General features: G+C 52.3%; 7 protein-coding genes and 1 pseudogene. 7 read left to right on the top strand and 1 reads right to left on the bottom strand.

What is annotated here, in order from left to right; all coding sequences use genetic code 11:
• Positions 1 to 132: 132 nt before the first annotated feature.
• From PMI35_RS35335 to PMI35_RS14435, 6 genes and pseudogenes are all read left to right on the top strand, one after another.
• Positions 133 to 488 (top strand): annotated as a pseudogene (locus PMI35_RS35335) (integrase core domain-containing protein); the annotation flags it as partial.
• Between the two features lie 878 nt (positions 489 to 1,366).
• Positions 1,367 to 2,674: a site-specific integrase gene (locus tag PMI35_RS14425; RefSeq protein WP_008060495.1), complete on the top strand. Its 1,308-nt coding sequence runs from the start codon at positions 1,367 to 1,369 to the stop codon at positions 2,672 to 2,674.
• Between the two features lie 835 nt (positions 2,675 to 3,509).
• Complete coding sequence (locus PMI35_RS0132740; RefSeq protein WP_032831660.1) at positions 3,510 to 3,899, top strand: phage antirepressor KilAC domain-containing protein; 390 nt, start codon at positions 3,510 to 3,512, stop codon at positions 3,897 to 3,899.
• Positions 3,900 to 4,225: 326 nt separating this feature from the next.
• A complete protein-coding gene (locus tag PMI35_RS14430; protein ID WP_008060478.1) occupies positions 4,226 to 4,867 on the top strand; it encodes an ATP-dependent Clp protease proteolytic subunit in 642 nt (213 codons plus the stop codon).
• Positions 4,868 to 4,924: 57 nt separating this feature from the next.
• Entirely contained in the window at positions 4,925 to 5,767 is an 843-nt protein-coding gene (locus tag PMI35_RS33335; RefSeq protein ID WP_008060477.1) for a phage antirepressor KilAC domain-containing protein, read from the top strand.
• A gap of 314 nt (positions 5,768 to 6,081) precedes the next feature.
• Entirely contained in the window at positions 6,082 to 7,362 is a 1,281-nt protein-coding gene (locus tag PMI35_RS14435; RefSeq protein ID WP_008060476.1) for a primase-helicase family protein, read from the top strand.
• 758 nt (positions 7,363 to 8,120) lie between these two features.
• Here the strand turns inward: PMI35_RS14435 and PMI35_RS0132725 are convergent.
• Positions 8,121 to 8,606 (bottom strand): helix-turn-helix domain-containing protein, encoded by a 486-nt coding sequence (locus PMI35_RS0132725; RefSeq protein WP_008060475.1) that lies wholly within the window; start codon positions 8,604 to 8,606, stop codon positions 8,121 to 8,123.
• A 140-nt stretch (positions 8,607 to 8,746) separates the two neighbouring features.
• On the opposite strand from PMI35_RS0132725, the gene PMI35_RS0132720 reads away from it, so the two are divergent.
• Positions 8,747 to 8,977, top strand: coding sequence for a helix-turn-helix domain-containing protein (locus PMI35_RS0132720; protein WP_081504832.1), 231 nt, complete (start codon positions 8,747 to 8,749; stop codon positions 8,975 to 8,977).
• The last annotated feature ends 203 nt before the right edge of the window (positions 8,978 to 9,180 follow it).

Raw genomic sequence — 9,180 nt, 5'->3', positions numbered from 1 at the left:
GCCAGCAAAATGGTAGGTGAGCTATTTATGTGCCACAGGTAGAGAAATATGGGGCACCGCGTCTGGGATCAAGTGGTGACTTTGAATGTGGGGTTCATGGAGCGCTTACGTCAGAACGAAGGCCGTAGTGCAGTGAAAACCAGCGATACGCGCTGGCGCTCTGATAACTTTGAATTCCGTTGCGAGCACGGCGCCAGACTGAGCGTGACCTTCACCCGGGATTACTGTGATCGCGAAGTCATCGGCTGGGTCGCAAGCCCGACCGGGTACAGCGGCGATGACATCCGCGACTTGATGCTGGAAAGCGTGGAGAAGCGCTTCGGTGATCAATTGCCTGCAACGCCGGTACAGAGGCTCAGCCGGATCGAGGAACGGCGCTACGCAACCTGGCCGCTGCCTTCGAGCAATACAACGAGCAGCATCCACACAGCGCCTTGAACTACCGCTCACCAAGGGAGTTCAGCCGGTTGGCAGTGGCATCAATTTAACGGGGAGTTGGTGTCCGGTTTTGCAGGGGCAAGCCCAGGGATTGATAGCCGATCACCTTCAGAGGCTAGGGATGCTGCAAAGTTGATTGAAGCGACTGAGGTCCATGACCCATTCCTGAAGAACCTCACGGTGAACTATCAGAATCTCTTCGAACTTATGGACCATGGGTACCCTGTGTCAGAGACAATGGTCTTCCGAACACCTGACGACCTGGAACTGCTGGATTGGTAGCATGAAGGAACTGGCCAAAGCCTTCCCTCAACACTCCCAGAGGTCTCTCTTCAGCATCCTGAACTTGGAGGATGTACCCATCAGGAGAATCTCAAAGGGATCTCGCGAGCATCGATCATCAGGACCCACCCTTGATACGCCTTCAGGGGCAACTTACGTCAGAGACGCGCTGTTAGCCTCCTGGTGCCAGCCAGCCTCAGGATTACTACAACGCACAACAGACCAAATGGACAGGCAGCAGGAAGTGCCCCGAGGAGCTCTCAGAGGGCAAAAGAGAAGGGATGCTGACAGAAGAAAACTGGACCGCCAAGATGGTCTGAGGTGGCCCACTTGGGCGCCCACACATTGGTCCACTCGAAGAATTTATCTAGGAATAACTCGTTGCAGATTAACAAGTTAGCGTTAAGGTGGTAACCCCACCAGCCACACCCCGGCACACAATGTCACCGCTGCGGCTGCTCCCTTCCAGGCCTGACCGGGTGGCATGCCAGCATGCTCGCTGATCGTTGCGGGCCTTATGGGGTAAGGGTTTCAGGCTTTTGAGGTTGCAGGATATCTACCGGGCGGACTTGCTGCACGGGCAGTAAAAAACACGGGGTGTAGCCAGCACTGTCACACTTTGCTGTAACACCTTGGTGTCACACCCATGGCCTACATGATCAAGCGCGGGGCGCTCTATTACCTCAATCTCAAGCTACCCAAGCACCTCTTCCCGAGGTGTCACACTTTACGCCTGAGTCTGAACATCCGACATCGGCAGAGTGCCCAGTTCCTCGCAGCATCACTCGCTCAGCAGGTGCACAATCACCTGAACGAACACCCTCTGGCAGACTTCCAGACGCTCCGTGCGTTGTGCTCGCAATGGCGAGACGCTACCCCAACGCAAACCATCCAGTCTGCCCCTAAGAAGCCACCAGCGGCCACCGTGACGCGGAGCAGTGACGGCCCTACCCTTGCCACATTGTCAAAGCTCTATATAGAAGAAGGGAAACGTGGTGGCACGTGGCGTGAAGTCAGCACGCACGAAGTCGAACGCTCATTACGAGATTTGTTCGAACTGATGGGTGACATGCCCGTGGAAGCATTCGACGTCCAGCAAGCTCGCCTGTTGAAAGATCGTCTGAGTCGCTGCCCGCAGTACTTCGGCCTACGCCCCGAGTACGAGGGCAAGACCTTGAAGCAGGTGGTTGAGTCAGGCGCCACTTACAAGACCATCACCGCCGTTACTGTAAACAACCGTCTACGCAAACTCTCGGCGTTCATGAACTGGTGCAAGTCCAACGGGTACATCGCGGACAATCCATTGGTGGGACTGAAGGTCATGACCGGGTCTGCCAAGGAAGCCCGGTTGTCCTTTGATCGACACGACCTGACCGCCCTGCTCGATCTGGATGCACTAAAGGCAGAAGCCCACAAACATCCATGGCGCTATTGGCTACCGCTCCTTGGGCGAGCCACTGGGGCACGACTGGAAGAACTCTGCCAACTGCGTGTGGATGACTTCATCGAGCAACAGGGTCTCCAGTGCATCCGCATCGATGACAGCCGTGAAGGCCAGAACCTGAAGAACTCCAGCAGCCGACGTATTCTCCCAGTGCACCCCTCCCTGATCAACTTGGGGCTGATGCAGCATGTTGAAGCACTCCGGAACACCGGAGCAGATCGCCTGTTCCCTGAACTGGAAGCCGTGCGTGGGAAGCTTGGACATGCACCATCGAAGTGGTTCGGTCGGTACAAGACCAAACAGGGCATCACCGACCCCAGGAAGACTTTCCATAGTTTCAGGCACACGCTGATTGACGATCTGCGGGACGCCGGGGTGCCGGACTCGCTGATTAAGCGGATTGCCGGTCACGAGGACGGGGCGGTCACGTTCAGCATCTATGGCAGCCGCAGTCCACTGAGGGCAATGGCGGAGGCGCTTGGCAGCATCGACGTCAACCCACCCGCCTGACGCCCGCAGTTACACTGGCTTTTGCAACCCCTGCCACTTCTATGGGTAGCTTGTCGCCGGAACTGGTCATCTGAGCAGCAGGATCACCGACGAGGTGCGAATTTTTTTGCGAAATAGCTTGACGTAAGAACTGCCGCTGCTAGGATGGCGGCCTCACCGGGATAAAGGTGGGCTACAGGGCCTTCGGCCAAACTAACAGAACTCTCTACACGACCAGAAAATCTGGCAACGATGTAAAGGGTTTTTGTCGTGTCCGGGATTTGATCAGTCCAGACTCCCTAGACCTAGTTTCAATCACACGAGTAGATACCATGCCATAGACACAAGATAACCCCCCCGCGAGATACCCTAACCGCAAAACGGAGAGCAAGAACATGACCTGAGAGAATAGCCTTCGCATACATGGCTGAGCATAGAGCCGTGAGTTTAGTTCGATTGCCGCATCTTAATAATACGACGGAACTCTAATTTTCCGTGACGGCACCCCTTTGCCTATAAGAAACCACGACCAAAGAGAGAATTACCGATGACCTAGCACTCACCCGAACAAGTACTCACCTCGCCTAGTACTAAAATTACGCGAGGGAACCGCAAATTATATTGCCCACTATCATCGCTAAAGTTCTAGCGACGGGCAGCTACATCTTAAATTTGAGAATTAAACAAAGATATGACAATTAACAATACTTACGCAATTTCTGTACGCAACCAAGCCGCTAGCGCCGTCATCATGGCTAATGGAAGCCCCTTCGCTCGTCACTTGCGGAAGGCATCGCCTAATTACAGCGGAGACACTATTCCGAGCCCTCTAACTGAGGCCTTGAAGCTCGCAAGAATGCTTGAAAAGGAACGGCTCAAGCTGGAACACGAAGTTAAAGCACTGAAGCAGCAATTCGCAGGGGTCGCCGAAAAGGCAGCCTTCTATGAAGAAGTGGCTGAAACCGAGCATCTGTTCGATATTGATGAAGCCGCAAAACTCGTCGGCACGGGCCGGACTCGACTTCTTGAATACCTTCGCAAACATCGAGTACTTATGCGCAGTACCCACCGGCTGAACCGCCCCTACCAGAAGCATCTAGACGCCGGTCAATTCGAGGTAAAGCACCTGCCGTACCGGAATCGCAACACCGGCGAGCTGAAATTAAAGACGATGCCGTTTCTCACCGGAAAAGGCTTGATCTGGCTCCAGCAGTTTATCTCCAAGCATGGTCGAACAGGATTGTAAACGACCTCGCCCGCTGATAGATGACCAGTGAACTGGGGTTTAGACCCCAATCCAACTGACAGCGCTAGTAACATGGATGTATGCAGCCCGGACGAACTTATGCACCGATCTGGACGAAGCACACCTTGAAGTTGGCTGGTGAAACACGCCAGCCACCCTCTAGTACCAGAAGCCAACCAACTTTGGCCGCACCTTAAGCAAGAAATAAACTCGCCAGGCATCAAGCCATAACGCAAGTTAAATGAAACACCGAAACCCAATAACAACGCCAACTATGTGGCGTCGGGCAACCATGACCAAAAGAACGCGATCGCAAGAGACAACTTATGAAATACCAAGCTAGCAATACACTCGTTAAACCTGAGAACAACCCATACCCCACCAACATCACTACGAGCACTCGGAGTTCAACGCAGTATGTCATTCCACTTACCGGCCCCATTGGTGAAATCGATGAGTACCACGAACTATTTAACATCTTGGTGACCGCAACAGAATGGGATGAGATTTACATTCAGCTGTCATCCCCTGGCGGAAGCTTGGAAACTTGTGACTACCTATGCCGCCGCATGGATGAGTGCGAGGCAAAGATTACGGTTGAGATCGGCTTTACATGTGCGTCAGTCGCTTCAGCCATTGCCCTCCGAGCCGATGACTGGGTGATCTATGACAGTAGCACGATGATGATTCAATCGTGGTCTTATTCCCCGGGTTACGGAAAAGAATCGGATATCCGTGGACGTGTCGCATTTATGGAGCGGGTCAATCTTGAGTGGGTTGAGCGAACCTACCAAGGGTTTCTGGCCGACGAAGAGTTCATTGACGTCCTAGACAATGGCAAGGATCTGTACTTCTTCGCGGACGAATTACGTGAACGCATGTCGCTGCACAATGAGTACCGCAAAGAATGTAAAGCAAGAAAAATTGATGAAACACTGCTGAACTGGAAAAACCAATACGCAGCCTAAAGGATCAGCGTCTGCATTCGCTGACGCTCTATTTGCCCTGGAGGGCATTAGTAAAACATGAGTAACATTACACAACTCGCTGATTACCAGAACAAAGAAGTCGTAATCGGTGATATCACTATCGGGCAGGACGAGGAAGGACGCTATTGCCTCAACGATGTCCATAAGGCTGCCGGTGGAGCAGAGCGACATAAGCCTGTCCACTGGACTAATAACGATTCCACGCAATCCTTGGTGTATGATCTAAAAGTAGAGAATCCTACCTTTGAACCGATAACTGCCAAACGTGGCAGCATGGGCGGAACTTACGCCGTTAAGGAACTGGTCTACGCCTATGCGATGTGGATCAGTGCGAACTATCACCTAAAGGTGATCCGGGCTTATGACCGCATGGTAACGGATGGTGTGGCCGTCCATGAAAATGCCGCTCTGGATCTGCTGCGTAACCCGCTGAAGTATATCGAGCCATTGATGGCACAGGCCCAGACTCTGCTGAAAGATAACGCCCGGCTGGAGCAAAAGATCAAAGGAGACGTTCCAAAAGTTGAGTTCCATGACGCAGTGAAAGTGGCCGTGAACTGCCAAACGATTGAGCAAGTGGCGAAGAAGTACGGCATTGGCAGGAATAAACTGTTCCGCTTCCTCCGTGAGAGCAGGATATTACGCCGAGCAGAGGGCAACCCTCCGTACCAGCAGTACATTGACTCCGGTGACTTTGAAGTCGAGGGGAAGGTTCTTAAGAAGGATGATAAATCCTATCTATACAGCCAAACCATGGTAACCGGGAAGTGTGAAATCTACATTGGTGAGCTACTCCGCAAGGCGGGTTTGTTGCCAGAGAAAGAGGCCGAGTCATCGGCGCCCGATCACGCTCTAGTTGAGTGGCAGGCTCAAGGCTGACGCGAACTCAAAGGCGTACTCTAGACAGCCCTAGGTAACAAGCTCTTTGAAGATGGCTGGTGTCGCAAAAAACTAGCCATTGTCGAAGCGTCTTACAAGATTACTGAGCCCCCCCCAAGAACCAATCTATCCACACAACATTACTTCGGCCGCTCTAGTCAATAGACCGTTGAGCAGAGCGGGCTTCGTGTTGTTTTGAGAAAGGAAAATAATGTAATTGTTCTAACACTAATCAAACTCAGCCATTGTAAATCACAACAAGAATCCAACGCACGAAGAAGCAAAAATTTAAATACTTAAAGTTAGGGATATATATGTCCGAAACCGTTGTAAAACCAATTGACCCAAACATCGCGGCAATTCGCACTATGCAGGATCGATTCGTGATTGTCCCAACGACAGATAGCCGCCCCAAATTTCGCGACCTGCTAAATATGGGGGTAGCCCCACAAGGCAACCCTATGATGCTAGTTCAGGCTTACCGAGATGCTGGTGGAACGGGAGACGTTACAGGCGAAAGCCTACTTAATAAGCTGCCTATCGTATACGCCGAGGACTTCCGTCCCGGTGACTACCGTCGAATCATGGAATACGGCAGCAACCGACTGTTGAATCTCTGGACTGGCCCGGAGATTCGCCCGAGTGGAAAAGCAGTATCTAGACGCGATGCGGGGCCCTTCATTGAGTTCCTGCAACGCCTCTTCCCTATCCACGAGGAGCGGTACTATTTCCGGGATTGGTTAGCTCATTCGGTCCGTTATCCTGGCCAGCGTATCAATGCCACAGTACTGCTGCGTTCAGATCAAGGAGTTGGTAAGGGCTTCTTGGCTGAAAAACTGTTGCCTGGTCTGCTAGGGAAATCGAGTATAGGTACAGTAGCTCTAGGGGACGTGGTTGGTCAGTTTAATGATGCTCTAGTTGGCAAGACACTCATTGTGATTGACGAGGTCTACAAAAACCCAGAGTCGACGGTTAATACCCTGAAATCAATCCAGGGAAACAGGACGATTACGCTGCGACGAAAGCATATTCCCGACACCACGGTGGATAACTTCCTGAACTTCATAATAACGAGCAATGACCATTTCCCATTACCGCTGGAGCAAGAGGATCGCCGTTTCTGGGTGCCCGCCTTCATCAAGCACAAGGAGTCGAAGGACGAAACCTTCCTCTTCCTCAACACGATTCTGCAACCTTGGCTATTGGAGAAAGGCGGCATGCAGATTGTGCGAGACTTGCTAGAAACAGTGGATCTATCCGAGTTCTATCCGTGGGGCGATCCGCCGATGACCGTTAGCAAAAGGGAAATGATAGGTTTCTGTCCCAAGGAGAGGCTATCCGAGTTCGTTGCTGATTACATTGCAGGTCACCTGGTTGTGAAAGCACTGGACATCGAGGCCCAGTACCGCATTGAGACTGGGGAAGTCTTGAGCAACCGTGCAGTAGCTGAGAAGTTGTCAGAACTGGGATGCGAGGCGAAACGAACTACCGACGGAAGACTTTGGATTACCCCCAAAGGTTTGGCAGCCGATCTATCGGAGTCATCCCCACCTGCCGAGCTGCAACGCGTTTACTCAAGCACGAGGGGACCATGACGGGTATGACGGGTTCATGTCGGGTTGCAAAATAACCCGTCATGGCTGTACGCCCCACGCAGCACGGGCTCTAGCGATGTTATGACGGGTATGACGGGTTGGCGCCGCTTTTTTATAATAAGGGAGATTCACTTGGCTGCACGATGTGTCCGCGAGCACTCCAGATGGATTAGGCCAAGCAACGTCAATGCGTCCGCCTAGAGATTGGGCATGCCTTTATAGTTATCATGTGGCGTCTACGCCACGGCATAACAACTTGTACCACGAGGCATGGATTATAACTCTAGACAGGAACAAGGGGGAGTTGGGGCAACAAAGCCCCTCCCCGCTCTTGATCTGAACCTTGCTTAGATAACTTGTGGCGCGAGCCACGATTAATCAATGCAAGGAAGCTAGCCGTGACTATGGTCACGCGGAATTAGCCTGTGCCACCAGGCACCAGCTCCCCTTGCACAATTCAAAGCAAAAGCGGGAGAGGGCTACCCCCCATCCTCCCTTGGAACTTGTACAATTGTTAACAGTGCCCTGAGGCACAGAGGATTAGCTTGGAAGTTAAATACTTAGAGATTGATAGTCCGTGACTGTCAGTCACCATATACCTGCACAGTTCAGATCAAACGCTGCGGGTCATTTTCGCCCTGCCACACATTACTGCATGAAACGGTGAGCAACGAGATATTAACGCTATCAATAAGTTGGAGTGGAGCAGCGCCCCCTAGCTACACCTGAAGTATCTCATGCTAGTAAAATGGTCGATGCTACTGCGCCGTGGTACATTCCGGAATTACTGTTTCACCGGACTCTAGATGCATGCTCTGGCTGAGCCGATTACTCTTCAGGTTGGGATTATCTTCCCCGGATATGAGCACCCGTGCATTGAAGTGAACGTACTCTAGGTTTTCACGCTTGTCCGTCCAATCAACCCTAGAGTTGATAAAGTACGCCAGAGATGCCACCCGACCCGAGCCAATTATCCCTGCCACTATCCAATGCTCTGCCACTAGGACTGCAATCGCACGCTTGACCGTGGGGATTGAACACTTACAAAGCTTTGCCAGCGTTGCTTGGCTAACCACCAGTGCACACTCATCGCCTACGTTTGCCAAGAGCACGAGCATCACTGATGCAGCCTTAGGATTGTCACGAGCCAGGTCCGCCAACTTCATTAGCGAGTCCTGGTCGAGTTGAGCGAAATCCTCCGTTTCGTCGGAGGTGTCGTGACAAGTTGCGTCTTTATCAGTCATTGATCAGCTCCCTAGCATGCCATAACGTGTTCCAGCCCTCGGGCTCAGCCTACTGAGCGAAGGAGCAGGTACGATCAAATCGCGCCCTAATGTCACGATTAGTGTGTTCACGATTAGATCACATCACTTGACCATGGGGAATGCCAGCCCCACCTCCGTCTCCAACCCTACAACACCAATTCGGCAATCGAGTTCGAGAGCTGCGTATCGCCCTGGGCATGAATCAGGAAGCGTTTGCCGACAAGTGCGGATTCGCAAGGACGTACATGTCTCGCATTGAAACAGGAGGTGCCAACCCTTCGATCAATGCAATCAAGGTGCTAGCAGATGCATTGGGTGTGAGCATCTCGGTTCTGTTCGAGGGGATGTGAGCGAACCCCAGACCAGTGGGGGGAACACAGCATTATCTAATGGGTATCTAACCATCGCCCCGCCGTCCAAGCGACCTGCCATCGGTTAACCTTACCAGCAGCCCCTGAAAACGCTGGGATTGAGCCAGTTGAAGCTAAGCCGAAGCCTCCCTTAAACGTTTAACCTTACAATAGGTACGTGATGTACGGACCGGACACATGGT

This window comes from Pseudomonas sp. GM78, from assembly GCF_000282475.1.
In the GTDB taxonomy this organism is placed as follows: domain Bacteria; phylum Pseudomonadota; class Gammaproteobacteria; order Pseudomonadales; family Pseudomonadaceae; genus Aquipseudomonas.
This window is presented reverse-complemented; position numbering and strand designations above follow the sequence as displayed.